The organism is Novosphingobium sp. RL4 (genome assembly GCF_035658495.1).
Lineage (GTDB): Bacteria > Pseudomonadota > Alphaproteobacteria > Sphingomonadales > Sphingomonadaceae > Novosphingobium.
Window position 1 is genome coordinate 652,769 of sequence record NZ_CP141944.1, and the last position, 17,481, is coordinate 670,249.

20 protein-coding genes are annotated in these 17,481 nt (G+C 68.5%); 2 read left to right on the forward strand and 18 right to left on the reverse strand.

All coding sequences use genetic code 11. The annotated features are described in order from the left end of the window. Window positions 1-98: 98 nt before the first annotated feature. The 18 genes from U9J33_RS03175 to U9J33_RS03260 all read right to left on the reverse strand — a co-directional run bounded on the left by U9J33_RS03175 (window position 99) and on the right by U9J33_RS03260 (window position 15,470). Entirely contained in the window at window positions 99-473 is a 375-nt protein-coding gene (locus U9J33_RS03175; protein ID WP_185998156.1) for a flagellar protein FliS, read from the reverse strand. Window position 474: 1 nt separating this feature from the next. Next, complete coding sequence (gene fliD, locus U9J33_RS03180) at window positions 475-1,887, reverse strand: flagellar filament capping protein FliD (protein WP_324697831.1); 1,413 nt, start codon at window positions 1,885-1,887, stop codon at window positions 475-477. Window positions 1,888-1,931: 44 nt separating this feature from the next. Next, window positions 1,932-3,068: an EscU/YscU/HrcU family type III secretion system export apparatus switch protein gene (locus U9J33_RS03185; RefSeq protein ID WP_185998154.1), complete on the reverse strand. Its 1,137-nt coding sequence runs from the start codon at window positions 3,066-3,068 to the stop codon at window positions 1,932-1,934. Further along, window positions 3,065-3,847, reverse strand: coding sequence for a flagellar biosynthetic protein FliR (gene fliR, locus U9J33_RS03190; protein ID WP_132469854.1), 783 nt, complete (start codon window positions 3,845-3,847; stop codon window positions 3,065-3,067). The genes U9J33_RS03185 and fliR overlap by 4 nt, the downstream gene beginning before the upstream one ends. After that, window positions 3,844-4,134, reverse strand: coding sequence for a flagellar biosynthetic protein FliQ (locus U9J33_RS03195; RefSeq protein ID WP_054436907.1), 291 nt, complete (start codon window positions 4,132-4,134; stop codon window positions 3,844-3,846). The genes fliR and U9J33_RS03195 overlap by 4 nt, the downstream gene beginning before the upstream one ends. Before the next feature lie 9 nt (window positions 4,135-4,143). Further along, window positions 4,144-4,917 carry a flagellar type III secretion system pore protein FliP gene (gene fliP, locus U9J33_RS03200; protein WP_324697835.1) on the reverse strand — a complete coding sequence of 258 codons (774 nt, stop codon included), beginning with the start codon at window positions 4,915-4,917 and terminating at the stop codon, window positions 4,144-4,146. Beyond that, a complete protein-coding gene (locus U9J33_RS03205) occupies window positions 4,914-5,210 on the reverse strand; it encodes a flagellar biosynthetic protein FliO (RefSeq protein ID WP_324697837.1) in 297 nt (98 codons plus the stop codon). Before U9J33_RS03205 ends, fliP begins: the two co-directional genes overlap by 4 nt. Next, complete coding sequence (gene fliN / locus U9J33_RS03210) at window positions 5,210-5,533, reverse strand: flagellar motor switch protein FliN (protein ID WP_054436914.1); 324 nt, start codon at window positions 5,531-5,533, stop codon at window positions 5,210-5,212. Before fliN ends, U9J33_RS03205 begins: the two co-directional genes overlap by 1 nt. 20 nt (window positions 5,534-5,553) lie before the next feature. Next, window positions 5,554-6,393: a FliM/FliN family flagellar motor switch protein gene (locus tag U9J33_RS03215; protein WP_324697840.1), complete on the reverse strand. Its 840-nt coding sequence runs from the start codon at window positions 6,391-6,393 to the stop codon at window positions 5,554-5,556. 64 nt (window positions 6,394-6,457) lie between these two features. Beyond that, window positions 6,458-7,045 carry a flagellar basal body-associated FliL family protein gene (locus tag U9J33_RS03220; RefSeq protein ID WP_324697842.1) on the reverse strand — a complete coding sequence of 196 codons (588 nt, stop codon included), beginning with the start codon at window positions 7,043-7,045 and terminating at the stop codon, window positions 6,458-6,460. A gap of 24 nt (window positions 7,046-7,069) precedes the next feature. Next, window positions 7,070-8,533 carry a hypothetical protein gene (locus U9J33_RS03225; protein WP_324697844.1) on the reverse strand — a complete coding sequence of 488 codons (1,464 nt, stop codon included), beginning with the start codon at window positions 8,531-8,533 and terminating at the stop codon, window positions 7,070-7,072. 8 nt (window positions 8,534-8,541) lie between these two features. Further along, on the reverse strand, window positions 8,542-8,967 hold the full coding sequence (locus tag U9J33_RS03230; protein WP_324697846.1) for a hypothetical protein: 426 nt from the start codon (window positions 8,965-8,967) through the stop codon (window positions 8,542-8,544). A 4-nt stretch (window positions 8,968-8,971) separates the two neighbouring features. After that, window positions 8,972-10,297 carry a FliI/YscN family ATPase gene (locus tag U9J33_RS03235; protein ID WP_324697848.1) on the reverse strand — a complete coding sequence of 442 codons (1,326 nt, stop codon included), beginning with the start codon at window positions 10,295-10,297 and terminating at the stop codon, window positions 8,972-8,974. Beyond that, window positions 10,291-10,965, reverse strand: a complete 675-nt coding sequence (locus tag U9J33_RS03240; RefSeq protein ID WP_324697850.1) for a FliH/SctL family protein — start codon at window positions 10,963-10,965, stop codon at window positions 10,291-10,293. Before U9J33_RS03240 ends, U9J33_RS03235 begins: the two co-directional genes overlap by 7 nt. Then, entirely contained in the window at window positions 10,958-11,986 is a 1,029-nt protein-coding gene (gene fliG, locus U9J33_RS03245) for a flagellar motor switch protein FliG (RefSeq protein ID WP_054436931.1), read from the reverse strand. The genes U9J33_RS03240 and fliG overlap by 8 nt, the downstream gene beginning before the upstream one ends. Continuing rightward, a complete protein-coding gene (fliF, locus tag U9J33_RS03250; RefSeq protein WP_324697852.1) occupies window positions 11,986-13,773 on the reverse strand; it encodes a flagellar basal-body MS-ring/collar protein FliF in 1,788 nt (595 codons plus the stop codon). The genes fliG and fliF overlap by 1 nt, the downstream gene beginning before the upstream one ends. A 6-nt stretch (window positions 13,774-13,779) precedes the next feature. Continuing rightward, entirely contained in the window at window positions 13,780-14,163 is a 384-nt protein-coding gene (gene fliE, locus U9J33_RS03255; RefSeq protein ID WP_324697854.1) for a flagellar hook-basal body complex protein FliE, read from the reverse strand. Further along, on the reverse strand, window positions 14,160-15,470 hold the full coding sequence (locus U9J33_RS03260) for a sigma-54 interaction domain-containing protein (protein WP_324697856.1): 1,311 nt from the start codon (window positions 15,468-15,470) through the stop codon (window positions 14,160-14,162). The genes fliE and U9J33_RS03260 overlap by 4 nt, the downstream gene beginning before the upstream one ends. Window positions 15,471-15,726: 256 nt before the next feature. Here U9J33_RS03260 and U9J33_RS03265 point away from each other — a divergent pair, with 256 nt between their 5' ends. Both U9J33_RS03265 and U9J33_RS03270 read left to right on the forward strand, forming a co-directional pair. Further along, window positions 15,727-16,551, forward strand: a complete 825-nt coding sequence (locus U9J33_RS03265) for a flagellin (RefSeq protein WP_132469857.1) — start codon at window positions 15,727-15,729, stop codon at window positions 16,549-16,551. Between the two features lie 222 nt (window positions 16,552-16,773). Continuing rightward, window positions 16,774-17,475: a DUF2490 domain-containing protein gene (locus U9J33_RS03270; protein ID WP_324697859.1), complete on the forward strand. Its 702-nt coding sequence runs from the start codon at window positions 16,774-16,776 to the stop codon at window positions 17,473-17,475. The last annotated feature ends 6 nt before the right edge of the window (window positions 17,476-17,481 follow it).

Genomic DNA, 17,481 nt, shown 5'->3' on the forward strand with positions numbered 1-17,481 from the left:
CTCCGAAATCGACCTATAGTTTACAAAAGATCTATTTCATTTGCCGCAGTAGATCGGAATCGATCTGTTAAACCGCGTTGTTTCGGTGAGATAGCCGCTCAATGGTGGCCCATCAGCGCGCGTCCGATTTCGGCGAAGTCGCTGCGCAGCATTTCGATCCGGCGCGCATCGAACGACACGGCGCTGTCCAGCACGGTGCGCCGCGCCGCTTCGTAAAGCTGGGTGAGCGCGGCCGCCACGCCGTCCTCGCCCGATACGCCAAGTTGCAGGGCGGTGATCGCCGTCAGCGCGCGGGTGAGGGAGCGGCTCTTGAGCCCGTTGTCGCCGCCCCGGTCGGCATGGACGGCGGTGCCCAGCGCGGCCACCAGGTGCTCGTAGCACAAGTGCACCAGTTCGGCGGGGCCGGCGCCGGTGACGCGGGCGTCGAAGTCTACCCGGCGATAGGCTTCCACCGGAGAAAGCTGTCGTCGCATTTCAGCTGCTCTTGTTCCACTGGGCGATCTGGTTCTGCAGCATCGTCAGCGTCGATTTCGACACGCCGATGCGCGTTTCGGAGACGGTGAACTGCGTGGCGAGCCGGGCGCGCAGCTTTTCCTGCTGCTCGGCAAGGTCGGTCTTGTCCTCGGCGATCTGGGTGAGCTGCTTGGTATAGCGGCTGATCGAGCCGCCCAGCGAACCGCCGTCGGTGGTGGAACTGGCGGCGCGGTAGATCTTGTCGTAGCTGGCGTAGACCCCGTAGAGCCCGTTGGTGAACATCGCCGCCACGCCTTCGGGATCGGCGGCGATGGTGGCGTTCAGGCGGTCGGTGTCGAGCGCGAAAGTGCCGTCGCGCTGGGTCTTGAGGCCCAGGTCCGCCAGCGTCTTCGCCATGCCGGTGGCGTTCGGCATGATCGTCGTCCCCGCAAAGCCCGAGAGCGCGCGCTTGAGCGCCCGCGCGCCGCTGTCCGCCGCAAGGTCGCCGCCGATCGCGGTGGCCGTGTTCAGCGCCGACATCACCTCGTTCAGCGCATCGGTCAGGTCCTGCATGGCGCCGGCGATGGAAGTGGTCGGATCGGCGAAACTGACCGTGGTGGGCGCGCCGATATTGGCGGCCTTCAATTGCAGTTTCACGCCGGGGATGGCGTCGGACACGGTGTTGGACTTCGCCGTCATCTGCAGCCCGTCGATCTTGAAGGCGGCATCCTTGGCGCTCGCCAGAAGCTGGCCGTTGGTGGAAGAGGGGTTCCAGGCCAGGTCGGAAAGGCCGGAGGTCGTCTCCAGCACGAAGCCGTTGGCCGCGCCTTCCTGTCCCTTGAGCACAAGCTGGGCGCCGTCCACGGTCTGGGCGACATAGGCGCTGACGCCGGAATTCGCGGCATTGATCGCCTTGGCCACGTCCGCCAGCGTCGCCCCGGCCGCGATCGTCAAGTCCACGGCGGCATGGGCGGTATCCGCGGTGAAGCCGCCGCCGGCCACGGTGCCGAAGCGCAAGGTCAGCGTGCCGGCGCCCACTGCCGCGGTCGATGCCGCGAAAGCCTTGCCGGCCAGTTGCTGCCCGCTCGCAAGCTGGGTCACTTCGAGCGAGTAGGTGCCCCTGGGGATCGCGCTGCCGGTCAGCGTGCCCGCGGCGACGGCGCTGTTGGCGACGGTAGGGCTGCGCGAAAGGTCTCCCGAGCGCACCAGCGTGCCCAGCGACGTGCTGAGCGAGAGCATCATCGACTTGATGTTCGATGCGGTGGAGATCTGCGTGGTCAGCTTGTCGGACCGCGCCGTCAGCCGGTCGCTGCGATTGGCGAACTGGGCCGCGGCGAGGTTGTTCGCCAGCGCCGCCATGTCCACGCCGCTGCCGCCGCCGAGCGCGGTCACCAGCGAGGACGTGGTCAGCGAAGTGGAAGTGGTCGTAGCCATGGGTGGGAGAACGGCGGCCCTGGAAATTTGTTAAGGAATATTTTTCAGTCCTGCTTCGGATCGAGCCGCCCTTCGGCATCGAAGCGCACCGTCACCGGCACCGAGACGTCCGGCGCATGGCGGTGCTCGCCCCGCTTCACCGCCAGCACGAAGGCCAGGATCGCGGCGACGGCGACATAGTGGTCCTCGCGGATCATCTGCTTCTCGCGCGTGGTGAAGTAGACCGAGCGGGCAAGCGCCGGGTAGCTGAGCACGGGCACGGCAAACTCGGGCGCCATTTCGCGCATGGCCAGCGCCCGCTCGTCGCGGCCCTTGGCGATGACGACGGGCGCGGGCGCCTTCGCCGGATCGTAGGCAAGCGCCACCGCGAAATGCGAAGGGTTGGTGACGATGAACTGCGCCTCCTTCATCGCCGGCACCAGCCCGCCCATGGCGATCTTGCGCTGGCGTTCGCGGATCGCGCCTTTCTTCTCGGGCGAGCCTTCGCTTTCCTTGGCTTCATCGCGCACTTCCTGAAGCGTCATCTTCAGGCGCAGCATTCGCCGCACGAGTTGCACCGGCAGGTCCACCAGGGCGATCACGAAAAGGCCGGCCGAAAGCCACAGCAGCAACTGGACCAGCGCGTCCCAGGCATAGGCCAGTTCCCCGAACAGGTTGCCGCGCCCCAGCCGCGCGAAGGTTTCCAGCCGCGCGTCCGCCCATGTCCAGGCGATCGTGCCCAGCAGGGCGACCTTGGCGATTCCCTTGGCCATCTCGATCAGCCCGGTCGGCCCGAACATGCGCTTGAGGCCGGACATCGGGTTTATGCGCGAGCCCTTGGGCGCGAGGTTGCCGCCCAGCCAGCGTCCCTCGCCGAAGCCGAGCTGCGAGCCGAGCGAGGCGAGGATCACCGCCGCGCCCAGCACGAGGATCGGCGGCAGCATCGCGGCAAGCGCGCCCAGCAGGAACCGGCCGGGGGTGAAGTCGTCAAGCGCGGCCTTGTTCCACGTGAAGCCGGCACGCAGCACGCCTGCCAGCAGGTCCAGTATCCACGGCCCCGCCACCATGAGCCAGACCGCGCCGATCGCCACGGAGGCGGCGGTCGCCAGTTCGCGGGAACGGATGACATCGCCCTGTTTCGCCGCCTCGCGCTTGCGCTTTTCCGAAGGGGCGAAGCTCTTTTCGCCTTCCTGCTCGCTCATGGCGCAAGCAGCTGCGCGGTCTGCGCGATGGCATCGGCCGAAAGGCGGACCACGAGGTCCGTCAGCACCGGCGCGCCCACCAGCAGCGCGGCGATCCCGCCCAGCACGCCGGCCGGAAGCCCGAGCGAGAACAGGTTGAGCGAGGGGGCCGAGCGGCCGAGAACCCCGGTCACGATCTGCACCACCAGCAGGATCAGGCAGGCGGGCAGGGCGATGGTCACGGCGGTGGCGAACATGTGCGCGGCGAACCGGCCGATCAGCGCGAAACGGGCGGCGCCCAGCCAGGTCTGGCCCGGCGGCAGCGCGCGGTAGCTGTCCACGATCAGCGCGAACCATTGCAGGTGGGCGCCCAGCGCAAGGAACACCAGCGAGAGCACGACGGCGAAATATTGCCCCAGCGCGGGCGACTGCGCACCGGAATTGGGATCGACGGCGGTGGCCACGTTCATGCCCATCGAACCGCCGATCAGCTCGGCGGCAAGGATCGGTGCGGCGAAGGACAGTTGCAGCACGAAGCCGAGCGAGAGCCCGACCAGGATCTCCCCCATGACGGCAAGCATCCCCGCCACCGAAAGCAGCACCGGCGGCGGCATCACCGGGGTCCAGGCGCAGACCAGCACGGCAATGGCCCCGGCGCCGATCACCCGCACTTGCGGCGGCACCCCGGCGATACCGAACAGCGGCGCGGCAACCAGCGCCGCGCCGATCCGCGTCATCACGAAGACGAGCCGCCAGAATTCGGCCTCCAGCGCGCCGAAGCCGAAATCGAGCTGGATCACCGCGCCACCTGCTCGGCCTGCCCGGTGCGGGCGATCTGGGCGAAGACTTCCTGTGCGAACTCGCCCACCAGCGTCATCATCGATCCGCCGAAGATCACCAGCACCACGGCGGTAATCGCCAGCTTGGGCACGAAAGTCAGCGTCTGCTCGTTCACGGATGTCGCCGCCTGCACCACGCCGACCGCAAGGCCCACCGCAAGCGAGGCGATCAGCACCGGCGCGGCGACGAGCGCGGTCACCCAGAGCATCCGGTCGGCCAGCGCAAGCAGGGCGGTGATGTCCTCCACGGGCGAAACCTAGCCGAAGCTCGCCGCCAGCGAGCCCATCAGCAGGGCCCAGCCGTCCACCATGACGAACAGCAGCAGCTTGAACGGCAGCGAGACCACCATCGGGCTCATCATCATCATGCCCAGGCTCATCAGCACCGAGGACACCACCAGGTCGATCACGAGAAACGGCAGGAACAGCATGAAGCCGATCTGGAACGCGGTCTTCAGCTCGCTCGTCACGAAGGCGGGCAGCAGGATCGAGAAGGGCACGTCCACGGTGTTCGTGAACGGAGGGGCATTGGCCATGTCCGCGAACATCGTAAGGTCGCGTTCGCGGGTCTGGCGGATCATGAAGGCGTGGAATTCGCGCCCGCCGGCCGAAATTCCCTGCTCGGCATTGATGCGGCCCGCCGCATAGGGCGCCACCGCATTGGCGTTCACCCGTTCGAGCGTGGGCGCCATCACGAAAAGCGAGAGGAACAGCGCCAGCCCGATCAGCACCTGGTTGGGCGGAGACTGCTGGAGCCCGAGCGCCTGCCGCAGGATCGCCAGCACCACCAGGATGCGCGTGAAGCTGGTCATCATCAGGATCAGGCTGGGCAGGATCGTCAGCAGCCCCATGACCAGCAGGAGCTGCAGCGACATGCTGAGACCCGGACCGCCGGCGCCGCTGCCGCCGAGCGAGCCCAGCGCCCGGTCGAGCGCGCCGGGGATCGCGGCCTGCGCGCGGCTCGCCGTGGGTATCAGCGCGGCGGGCAGGGCGAACGCGAAGAGGAGGCAGGAAGCGGGCGCGCGCTTCATGGCTCGGGCGTCCTTGCGGCCATGAGCGCATCGAAATCCGGGCGCGCGGGCGCTTCGGCAAGGCGGGTCAGGCCGTGTCGGGTCGCGGCGACGAGGATCTCGCGGTCGTGGAAGGCGATCACGGCAAGGCGCTGGGTGGGCGAAAGCATCATGGTTTCCACCACGCGCAGCGAACGGGTGCCCGCGTTCAGCCCGGCGCGTTCCTGCATCCGCCGCGCCAGCAGCAGGCAGCCCCATGCCAGCAGGCCGATCAGCGGCAGCAGCACGATCAGCTTGAGCACATACCAGAGCATCAGGACTGGCCTTCCTCGCCATCGGGCAGGGCGGGGGAAAGCGCGTCGTCAGCCGCCCCGCCCCCCGCTTCCGCTTCCTGCCCGACGATCTCGACGATCCTGAGACCGAAGCGGCCGTTGTGCGAAACCACCTCGCCGCGCGCGATGGGCTTGCCGTTGACCAGCACGTCGAGCAGTTCGTCGGTCAGCCGGTCAAGCACGACGACGCTTTCCGGGCCGAGCGCGAGCACGTCCTTCAGCTTCATCTGGGTGCGGCCCAGTTCCACGGTCAGGCGCACGTCGACATCGCGCAGGAAGTCGAGGCCGCGGGGATGGATGTTCATCGGGCTGGGATGTCCTTCTGTCAGAACGCGTGCGTGATCTGGACCGCGACGCGGTCGTCGAGTTCGCCGATGGTGCCGCTGGCAAGGGTGCGGCCGCCGACTTGCAGGGGGACGCTGCGCGCCACCGCCACCGGCAGCACGTCGCCGGTGCGCAGCGCGGAAAGACGGGCCATGGAGAGGCGCATGTCGACCAGCACCGCGGTCACTTCCAGCGGCATCGAGGCGAAGGGTTCGTCGGTCGGCTCGGGCGCGGCGAAGCGGCGCGGCCCGCCTTTCGCCTCCCTGCGCGGCGCCGCCACCGCTTCCGCCAGCGTCGCCACGGGAATGGCGAGCAGCAGCGACCAGGGCGGCATTTCCGGCTCCTCGATATCGAGCGAAAGGGTGAGCAGGTCGGCGCCGGGCGCGAAGGGATCGAGCTGGCGCAGGCTGGTGTCGCGGCGCAGCGGGCGCACGCGGTGATCGTCCCGAGCCCCGAAGGCAAAAGTCAGCGCCTCGGCCACGCAGCTTTCGATATGGGCGAGCAGCAGTTCGGCGGACAGCGGAAAACTCTCGGGCAGCGGCGCGGGCACTTCGCCGGGGCCGCCGAAAGCCCGGTCGACGAGGCGGAATACCGGGGCGGCCTCGAACGTCGCCAGCAGCGGAAGCGCGGCGGGGCCGAGCACCATCAGCGTATGCGCGGCCAGCCCCTCGATCTCGCCCTGGAGGGAGGAAAGCGTGGCGTCCATCGGCATCCCCGCGCGCACGATAGGCGCATCGGTGCCTGACAGCCTGGCCAGGCCGATGGCCAGTGCGCGGGTGAGACGCTCGCCGATCAGGACCAGCGCGGGCACCAGTTCGGCCAGCGCCGGGCCGGATGCCACCAGCTCGCCGCTGTGCCGCGCTGTGGTGCGTTTAGGTGTCGTTCTGCCCCCTGTCACCGCGCCCTCACTGGATGATGAAGGTGCGGAAGTAGACGCCGTCGATGCCGCCAAAACCTTCCTTTTGAATCAATACGTTGTTTATGGCGGCCGTCATCCGTTTCTCCAGCCGGTCCTTGCCGGGGAGGGTGTAGACGTCATCCTCGGGCGTATCGGCGAGGATCTCCAGCAGGGCGGATCGGATCGCCAGTTCATGCTTCTTGAGCCACATCAGCACGCGCCCGTCACGCCGGGTCGAGCAGGCCAGGCTGAGCTGCACGAGCGCATCCGAATCCTTGAGATTCGAGGTGAAATCGTCGGAAAACGTGAAGTAGGCGGTGCGATAGGGATCGCCGCCATCGCCTTCCACTTCGGGCACGGCGGCGCCTTCTCCCTCGCCCTCGGCCTTGGGCATATAGGGGTCATCCTCGCCCTTGCGGATCAGCTTGGGCTGGTTGTCCTCGCGATTTTCCGCATGATTTCCGCCGATTATGCCGGACATCACAAGCGCGAGAACCCCGCCTCCCCCCACCACCAGCATGGCGAGCGCCACGAGAATGAGCCCAAGCTTGCCCTTCTTCGCGGCCGGCGCGTCCTGTGCTGCCTTCTCGTTCACGCGTTATCCCCCCGTTCGGCCGGATCAGGCATAAATTCCGCCGCGTCCGCCATCGTCGCTCCGCTGTTCCGGCGCTTCGCCCGGCCGCTGTTCGTGGTGAGCGCCATGCCTGCGGGACTGCTCCTGCCCCGCGCGGGCATCGGCGGCCGAAGCCTGTTGGCGCTGGTCCGGGGTCTGTCCGCCGGAACCGCCTGCAAATGCCGGGTTTTGCGGGGCGTTCTGGGCTGTCTGCTGTCCGGTGTCGCGTGGCGGGTCGCCGGTCTGCCCGCTCGCAAGGGTTGCCGCGACGGCGGCCTGAACCGAGCCGGTGAAGCCCGCCGAGGCGCTTGCCATGGTCACCGACAGCCCGCGATCCTCGTGCCGGAATTCCAGCGATACCGCGCCGAACTGCGCATGGCTGAGCGCGGCGCGGACACGCTGTGGATCGGCGGCCTCGCGCGCTTGCGCCAGTCTGCCGACGAGCGCGGCGAAGTCCTGCGGACCTTCCGCGACAGGGGCGGCGGAGGCGGTGCGCGGACTGCCGGTATCGGCGGAAGGAACGGTGCCGGTGCCAGTGACGGTGATTGCGAGCGGTGCCGGAAACTGCTCCCGAGAAAGCGAGGTCGCCCCGGTTTTCGGCACTTCCACCGCCGATTCCATGTCCGCTTCGGCAGGTTGCCGGGTTGAGGAAGCAAGAGGCGGTTCGGGATCGGTCGCCGAAGCGATGGCGTTCGGGGGACCGGGCATCGCAGCGGAGGGCGAGGTGGGCGCCTCGGTCACGGCGGCGGCGGGCGGCACAGGGCTCGCGATCTTCGGCGCCTGTCCCTGCACCCGGCCGAGCAGCGTGGTGCTGACCGGGAAAGGCTGCGCCGGCGGCGGAGCATCGCCGCTGTCGGCCTCGCCTGCCGTGATGGCGATCAGCCGGAACTGCGCGGCGTCGGCGGCTGGCGTGGATAGGGCGGCGGCCAGTCCCTTCGCGGCAGCAGGTGCGGGCTGTGCCGCTGCCGGAACCATGGCCGATGCCGCGGGATGCTGCGGCGCAATCGGCGCGGCACCGTCCTTGGGCGTCCTGCTCGCCGTGATGGGGATCGCGGGGATCGCGGCAGCCGTGAAAGCTGCGATCGGGAGGATGACGGGAAGCATGGCAGCGGCGGCTCCGCCTGTGTCCGGAAGCGGCGCGGCCAGCGGTTCGGGCATGTCGCTTGCCGGTGCTTCGGCCGGATCCGGAAGGGCGGAGGCGGGCTCCATCGCTTCCGGCAGGATCTTGCCGGGTCGCTTGCCGATCTTGCCGTCTGCGGCGGCCGCGAGGGCGAGGTCCGGCACGTCCGCCCCGGCAGGCGCGGCGGCATCTTCGGTCGCCCCGAGAACCTCGGAGAACTGGCGGTTTTCAGGAGCCTTTGCCAGGGCTCCGGCCGCTCCCGGTGCCACCGTGGATGGCGATGCCGGGGCGGCTGCAGGGGCCGGGGCGGAGAACTGGATCATGCGTTGCGGGGTCCTCGTGTCGAGCATGAACATCTCTATTCAAGACCCGTGCCAGTCGCCTTCCGGCCGGCCAGAACGGGAGTCTCTCCGCCCTTGGCGATCGTGCGTTCCTGCAGGGCGGCGCGTTCCTCGATGGCGGCGCGGCGGCGTTCGGCCTCGGCAAGAAGCTGTTGCTTGGCATCGGCGATAGACCGGGCGCGCAGGGCGTCGCCGTCAGTGGAGCGCGAGATCGCCTGCAAGCCGCTGACGAAGCGCCCGACCTGATGCAGGGCCGCGCCGTCCGCCATTTCGCGGCGGCTGCCGTAATCGTTCGCCATCTGCCGGGTGCGGTCGGCAAGGTCGCGCAGTTTCGACAGCGTGCTTTCCGCATGCGCCGCCTCGATCGCGGCAGACTGCCTGGCGATGGCGCGGATTCTTTCGAGCCTGCGCAGCCGAAGCAATCGCTTGCGCTCTTCCTGCACCGGATCAGGTACCGAGCAAGACGGCCAGCGCGTCGGCGCTGGCGGCAAGATCGACGATCTCGCCCTGCGGCTGGCTGAGGAAGTCCGTCAGCCGGTCGTGCATGGCGATGGCGCGGTCGAGCTGCGGATCGGCTCCGGCGCGATAGGCGCCCATCAGTACGAGGTCGCGGTTGGCCTCGTATCCGGCGATGAGCGCGCGGAACTGGCGGGCAAGCTGCTGGTGCCCGGCGGGAACGATGTCGTTCATCACGCGGCTGAGCGAGGCGGCAATGTCCACGGCGGGATATTGCCCGCGCTGGGCAAGGTCGCGCGAAAGCACGATGTGCCCGTCGAGGATCGAGCGTGCGGTGTCGACCACCGGATCGTCCTGATTGTCGCCATCGGCCAGCACGGTGTAGAGCCCCGTCACCGAGCCGCCCGATGCGGCGGAATTGCCCGCGCGCTCCACCAGCTTGGTGATCGTGGCCAGCGCCGAGGGCGGATAGCCGCGTGCCGCGCCCGGTTCGCCGAGCAACAGGCCGATCTCGCGCGCGGCATGGGCGACGCGGGTGAGGCTGTCCATGATGAGCAGCACCCGCCGTCCGCGCGCGCGGAAATGCTCCGCCATCGCGGTTGCCAGCATCGCGCCGCGCAGGCGCAGGTTGGGGGCATGGTCGGCGGGCACGGCGACGACGATGGTCTTGTCCTTCTTCTCCGCCTGCATGTGCCGCTCGACGAAATCCGAGACCTCGCGCGCGCGTTCGCCGATCAGGCCGACCACCACGACTTCGGCCGATGCGCCGCGCGCGATCATGTCGATCAGCACCGACTTGCCGACGCCGGAGCCCGCCATCACGCCGATACGCTGGCCGACGCCGAATGTGGTAAGCGCATTGAGCGCGCGCACGCCGGTGTCGAAAGGCAGGCGCACCGGGCTGCGGTCGAGCGCGGAGGTGCGCACGCCGCCGGACGGCCATTCCAGGCGGCTGTGGATCGGAAAGCCGCCGTCGATCGGCAACCCTTCGCCATCCACCGCGCGGCCGAGGAAGGATTCCCCCACCGGCAACAGTCCGGGCCGCCCTTCCGCCCAGACCCGCGCGCCGGGCCGCAGCAGGATCATGTCGCCGAGCAGCATCATCATCGTCCGCCCGTTGCGGAAGCCGATCACTTCGGCGGCGAGCGACTTGCCCGGCGCGTGGGAGACGCGGCACATCGCCCCCACCGGCACGGAAAGGCCGCTCACTTCCAGAAGCCCGCCGTCGCAGGCGGCGACAAGGCCGAAGCGACGGGGCGCGAGGTCCAGCGGTTCCGCTGCGAGATCGGCGAGGATCGGTTCCCAGAGCTTCAGCACCGGTGAAGCGCCTCGGCGATGGCGCGGCGCCAGTTGGCGGGACCGTCCTCGACGCCGCCGGTCGCCGTTTCGACACGAACGGTTCCGCGTTCGAGCGTGGTATCGGGCTGGACCTGCCATTCGGCCGAAAGGCGGGAGGAGACAAGCCTGAGGTCTTCGGGGTGGAGCCGGACGAGCCGCTCGTCCTCGGCGCGGGTCAGCATGGAAACCGCCACGCTCACCCTGCGCAGGAGGGCATCGGGATCGATCGCCAGCGGCGCGATGGCGGATTCGCACAGGGCGGACACCGTGTCTCGCAGGCGCAGGCGCAGTTCCTCCTCCAGCACCTCGTCGAGACGCGCGAATGCGAGAGAGAGCTTTTCCCGCGCGGCTTCGTCGGTTTCGGCACGAAGCCGGGCTTCGTGCGAGGCCTGTTCGTGGCCCACCGCGAAGCCATGGCTGAAGGCCTCCGCAACGGGATCGCCGCTTTCGCTTTCCGGGGCAGCAGGGGCCGGATCCGGTTCGTGCGGGGAAGGGGCCTGCGCCTTGCTGCCGAAGCGGGCATCCGCCTTGAAACCCTCGGGCTGGATTCCGGGAACCTGATGACGGGGCGGCCGGGCCAGCGTATCGAGCAGCCTTGCGGAGGCCCGGCCCGGTTCGGTCCGGCGGGAGAAGGCGAGGTCAGACATAGTCGTCGTCTCCCGACCCGAAGGCTATCGCGCCGTCCGCGGCAAGGCGGCGGGCGATGGCCACGATCTCCTTCTGCGCGGCAACCACGTCGGCCAGGCGTGTCCGCCCCCGTGCGACGATCTCGTCCTTCACGCCGTCCGCGGCGCGGCTCGACATGGCGCGGAAGAAGTGCTCGCGCTCGTCCTCGCTCACGCCTTTCAATGCATCGATCAGCGAATCGTTGGGCACGTCGCGCAGCAGCGTGCCCATGGACTTGGGATCAAGCACGAAGAGATGCTCGAACTTGAACATCTCGTCCTCGATGCGCCGGGCCAGCAGCTTGTCGCGGCGGGTCAGTTCGCCCAGCACGCGCTTTTCCACGACCTTGCCGACACCGTTGATGATCTCGGCGGCCTCGCGCGCGCCGCCGATGGTGAGCGGGCGCTGGCCGTGGCATTCGGTGATGCGGCGGGCAAGCAGTTCCTCCAGCATCATGATGGCCTGCGGCGAAACCGGGCCGAGCGTGGCGATGCGGTGGACGATCTCGGGCTGGGATTCGGCGGGCAGGGCATGAAGCACGGCGGCGGCCACTTCGGGATCGAGCTGCACCAGCAGCACGGCGATGGCCTGCGGATGTTCGCCGCGCACCAGCGGAACCAGCGATTCAGGCGTGAGCCAGCGTGCGAGTTCGAGGGTCGAATGCGGCGCGGCGCCGGGCAGGATGCGGCGCATCATGTTGTCCGCCTTCACCTCGCCCACCGCTCTGGCGAACATGCCGCGCACTTGCCCCACCCGGTCATGCGCGACGAGGCCGAGCGCCTCGGTCCGGGAGACGAATCCGGCGATGGCCTCCGCGATCACGTCCGGCCCGATCTCGCCGAGCGCGCACATCTTCTCGCCAAGACGGCGCAATTCTTCCGGTTCGAGTTCGGAGAGGATGCGGCTTGTCTGGTCCTCGTCGAGCAGCATCATCATGATCGCGGCATTGTCGGCGGCGGGCAGGTCTGACGTGGCGGGGGGCGGGGTTGGAGGTTCGCTCATCAGGCCGCTTTCGCCCGCCCGGATGCTTCCGGTCCCGGTTGGCCGTCAGGGGCGGGCTCGTTGATCATCTGGCGCAGCGCCGCCACCGCGCTGTCGGGCTTTTCGGAAACGAGGCGCTGGGCGAGGTTGACCTGGCGGGAAAGCAGGTCGGCCCGGCGCAAGTCGATGTCGAGCCCGTCGGCGCCGGGGATTTCCGGGCGGTGCGGCAGGGCCCCGGCGAGCGGCACGGCGTCCAGCGGACGCTCCAGCGCACGTTCGAGGGCGAGCTGGACGGCATCGTCCCGGTCTTCCTCGTCGGCGGCGGCGCCGGACTTGCGCCGCTTCCGTCCCTTCGGCGGGGCCTTTTCACCGCGCATCGCCGCGATCAGCGGACGAACGCCAAGCAGCAGGACCATCAGCACCGCCAGCAATGCGGCGCCGTTGCGCACGACCATGGCGAACCACGGGGCCTCGTAGAAGGGCAGGGTCTCGCCGCTTTCCTGCTCGAACCGCCGCACGACGACCTTGACCTGATCGCCGCGCTGGGGATCGGCGCCCACGGCCGCGCTCACCAGCGACTGGATGTCCTGCGCCTCCTGCGCGCGCGCGCCTTTCATGGCGTCCGCCTTGATGGCCACCGCCACGGAAATCCGCCGGACCCCGCCAGGCCGGGTATTGGCGACAGAGACCTGGCGGCCCAGTTCGTAAGTGCGGCTGGAGGAGGATTCGCCGTTGCTGGGCGGCGTGGCGGCGGGTGCGGGCTGCGTGCCCTGCGGCGGGCCGGGGCGGGCCTGGGTTGCGGGGGGCGGCGTGTTGGACAGCACGCCGGGCACCCCGGCAGCCGGCGCCGTACCGGTCGATTGCGACTGTTCCTGAGTCTCGGTGCGGACCACGCCGTCCTTGTCGTAGCTTTCGCGGGCCGAGGTCACCTCGTCCATGTCGAGCGCCACTTGCGCCTCGGTGGTGAAGTTGTCGGCGCCGAGCACGGGGCTGAGCAATTGCGAGACCTGCTCGCGGATCTTCGCCTCCATGCGCGATTGCAGGTCGAGCCGGTCGGACTGCGCGCCGCCCCCCTGCGAGAGGAGCTGGCCGTGCTGGTCCACCACTTTCACCGCATCGGGGGAAAGGCCCGGCACCGAGCCGGCGACGAGGTTGACGATGGCGGAGACCTGGCTCTCGGAAAGCTGGCGCCCGGCCTTCAGCCGCACCATCACCGAGGCGGTGGGCGGCACGTTGTCACGCACGAACACGGACTTCTCGCCCTCGGCAACGTGGACGCGCACGGATTCCACGCCGTCGATCTCGCCGATGGTCAGTTGCAGGTCATGCTCGCGGGCGGAACGCAGGCGCTCGCCTTCCAGCGTGCGGCTGGCGCCCATCGGCAGCTTGTCGAGCATCTGGTCGCCGCTCTCGGGCGTAGCCAGTGCGCCGTCGGAGGCCACGAGCATCCGCGCCTTGTAGAAATCGCCTTCGCCCACGGTGAGAGCGCCGGTCCGGTTGTCTATCCGGTAGTCGATCCCCGCCTGGTCCAGCGCCGCGGCGACACCGGCGCGGTCGGCATCGCCGAGCTGAGCGTAGAGCACGCGCTGCGATGACGGGGCCAGCATGGTCCACGCCAGCAGCGCCCCGCCCACGGCGGCAAGCCCGATGAAGGCAGGCAGCATCTTCTTCACCGCCGGTTGCGCGGTGAATGTGCCGAGGCGTGTCAGCACCGAGCCGCCGGAACGATCGGTGAATGGCGCGAACATGGAGGTGGTGGCGGGAAGCCGGGCGCCGCCATCGGCGGCCGCGGGTACGAGGTCGGCCATGCTGGATCAGACTCCCATCCGCATGATGTCCTGGTAGGCGGACAGCAGCTTGTTGCGCACCTGCATGGTCGCTTCGAAGGCGACGCCGGCCTCCTGCCGCGCGAGCATGACCTTGGCGACATCGGTGACTTCGCCCTTCTGGTAGGCTTCGGTCACGCCGTCGGCGCGGGACTGGACCGCGTTCACACCGTCGATCGCGGACTTCAGCGTATCGGCGAACCCCTGCGCCGGAGCCGCCGTCGTCCCGGCAGAGCCGACCGCGGTGGGCGCCGCGCCCTGGGCGGCGTGAATTTGCTGGAGCAGGTCGCTGCGCTGGATGATCTGCTGGCGCATGGCCATGATCTGCTGGATACCGCCCGCGTTGGCGGAAAGGGCGGGGATGGCGCTCACCGGATGCCTCCCACCGCGCTGCGGCCGATCTCGATGCCGGCTTCGCGCAGGGAAGCGAGGCGATAGCGCAGGGTCCGCTCGGAAATGCCCAGCTCGCGCGCCGCGCGCACGCGGTTGCCGCCGCAGGCTTCAAGGGTTTCGGCGATGGCGCGGGCCTCGGAGTTCTGGACGATGCTCGACAGCTTGCGGCCGCCGTCGCTTTCGGGGCCGTCGCCCGGCATTGCGCCAGGGCCGGTTCCGCCGCCTGCCGCGAAGGGAAGCAGGCGCGCCGGGCTGTCGAACACGATGTGCGCGGGCGTGATCGTGCCCTTGCCATGTGCCAGCAACAGGGCGCGGCGCATGACGTTCTCCAGTTCGCGCACGTTGCCCGGCCAGGGGTGAAGCCGCAGCAGGGCCAGCGCGGCATCGTTCAGGCAGGGCACGCGTGCCGGATCGGGCGCATGGCGCAGGGTCATGCCGAAGGCGAGCGGGGCGATATCGTCCGCCCGCTCGCGCAAGGGGCGCAGGGTGAGCGGGAAGACGTTGAGGCGGTAATAGAGGTCGGCGCGAAAGCGGCCTTCGGCCACTTCGGTCGGCAGGTCGCGGTTGGCGCAGGCGATCACGCGAATGTCCACCTTGATCGGGCGTGTCGAGCCGATCGGCACCACTTCCTGTTCCTGCAAGGCGCGCAGCAGCTTGGCCTGGAGGGAAAGCGGCAGTTCGGCGATCTCGTCCAGTAGCAGGGTGCCGCCGTCCGCGGCGCGCATGAAGCCCTCGCTCGACTGGGTGGCGCCGGTGAAGGCGCCCTTCTGGTGGCCGAACAGCATGGCCTCCAGCATGGTTTCGGGCATGGCGGCGCAGTTCACCGCGATGAACGGGCCGCTGCGGCGCGGGCTGCGGTTGTGGATGAAGCGGCTGAGCACTTCCTTGCCGGTGCCGGTCGGCCCGTTGACGAGCACGGGAATGTCGCTGTTCGCTAGACGGTCCGCCAGGGCGAAAACCGAGATGCTCTCGGGATCGGCGGCGATCGGCTCGTCAGGCGCAGCCATGGCGGCGAGCAGCATGGCGAGCGACGCCTCGCTCACGGGGTCGGCGTAAGTCAGCGCGATTTCGGATCCGCCTTCGCGTGAGAGCGCCGGCACGGCGCCGCGCGACAGCCGCACCTTGCGCGAGGTCGGCATGGCCGAAATCGTGCCGATGGATGCGTCCGCACCGTCCCGAAGTTCGATCGCCGAACAGTCGAGCAAAGATCCGGCAATAGCCACTGCCCGGTGAGCGAGCGGTCCGTGCCGGCGATTAAATTCCGTGTCGAAAACCGGTTCGACCATGTCTCGCGTCCCCGTGGAATTAACAAGTTCCGGGGTTCGATATGCGTGCCTAACGGCGAATCTTTGGGAAATTTAAGGCCCCGTAGCGACCCTTAGTGAAAGTGAATTTTCGCGGAAGTCCGGGGGTTTCGGGGACGAACCGTGCGGCAGGCGGGCTTAAATTTGCCGTCCCGTTGCCGGTCTTAGCCCCGACAGCCGCACCGGATGGGCCGGCAGACGCTGTTTCCACCTCGAGACACTCAACGGGAGCCAATACATGTCCGTCATCAACACCAACATCAGCGCGATTCGCGCCGCCAATGCGTCGAATTCCGCCAACAAGATGCTCGGCACCGCCATGGAGCGCCTGTCGACCGGCAAGCGCATCAATTCCGCCAAGGACGACGCCGCCGGCCTTGCCATCTCCACTTCGATGACCGCGCAGGTCCGCGGCATGAGCCAGGGCATCCGCAATGCCAATGACGGCATCTCGCTCGCCCAGACGGCGGAAGGTGCGCTTTCGGAAGTTTCCAACATGCTCCAGCGCGTTCGCGAACTGGCGATCCAGTCGGCCTCGGGCACGTACCAGGATTCGGATCGCACGGCGATGCAGTCGGAAGTGACGGCGCTGACCAGCCAGATCGACGATATCCTCTCGGATACGACCTTCAACGGCAACACGCTGTTCTCGACCACTTCGGGCAGCGACGTGACCTTCGACATCCAGACCGGCGCAAATTCGGGCGAGACGATCACGCTGACCTCCTCGGCGATCGACGGCACCAATATCGACGCTTCTGCGCTCGACGTCTCCTCGGCCTCGGCCGCTTCGGACACCATCGACAGCGTCGATCTCGCGCTGGCGGATGTGAACAAGACCCGCGCTTCGCTCGGCGCCGGCCAGAACCGACTGGAATCGGCGGTGAACAACCTCACCAACAACGTGACCAACCTGTCGGACGCGCGTTCGCGGATCGAGGATGCCGACTATTCGAGCGAGACCACGCAGATGGCCAAGGCCCAGATCCTGAGCCAGGCGTCCACGGCGATGATCGCGCAGGCCAACCAGAGCCAGCAGAACGTGCTGTCGCTGCTCCGCTAAGCGAAGCTCATCGACTGGCGGCCGGTCCTGCGTGACCGGCCGCGCGGGCCCGGCGCCAGTCCCCAGAGCGCCGGGCCCGTTCGCGTGTCGGCATGCCGTTCGTATGCCAGCATCGGGGGGTGGCCGAAGAACGCGCGGCCACGAGCGAATACAGGCAGGACACGACCGGGCAACGGACGGTTCATAGAGGAGCATGACCCGCTTCCTCGATCTGGACATTTCATGCGCCGCGCTTCCCCCATCCGCCTCGCCAGCCGTTTCGCCATGGCTTTCGCCTCGTTCCTGCCGGTAGCCGCCGCTGCCGAAACGCGGGAGGACGAACAGGTCTGGGTCAATCTTACGGCGATGGGGCCGATCTCGGGCGATGTCGTCTACTTCGCCGAGCTTCAGCCGCGCATGGGTGATGGAGCCTCGCGGCTGGACCAGCTCCTGCTGCGCGGGGCGGTGGGCCTGAAGCTTTCTCCCTCCGTCACGCTCTATCAGGGCTATGCCCATGTCGTGGTGCCGGTGGACGGCGGCAGGGACGTGAACGAGGAGCGTAGCTTCCAGCAGCTCAACTGGTTCATGGGCAGGCCGCTGGGCGGCGAACTCACCTCACGTACGCGGCTGGAGCAGCGCTGGCGTTCGGACGGCAGCGATACCGGCTGGCGCCTGCGCGAGATGCTGCGTTACGAAAAGCCGCTGCAGCCCGGAAGCAATGCCGTGAACGCGCTGGTCTATGCCGAAGGCTTCCTTGCGCTCAACGACACGGATTGGGGCGCGCGCGGCGGCTTCGATCAGCTCCGCTCCTTCGTGGGCGTGGAACTGGGCGTGAAGGAGGCGACGACCGTGGAACTGGGCTATCTCAACCAGGTGATAGACCAGAGCCGGGGCCGGACGCGAGTGAACCACGTCGCCTCGGTGTCCCTGTTCTTCCGTCACTGAACATCA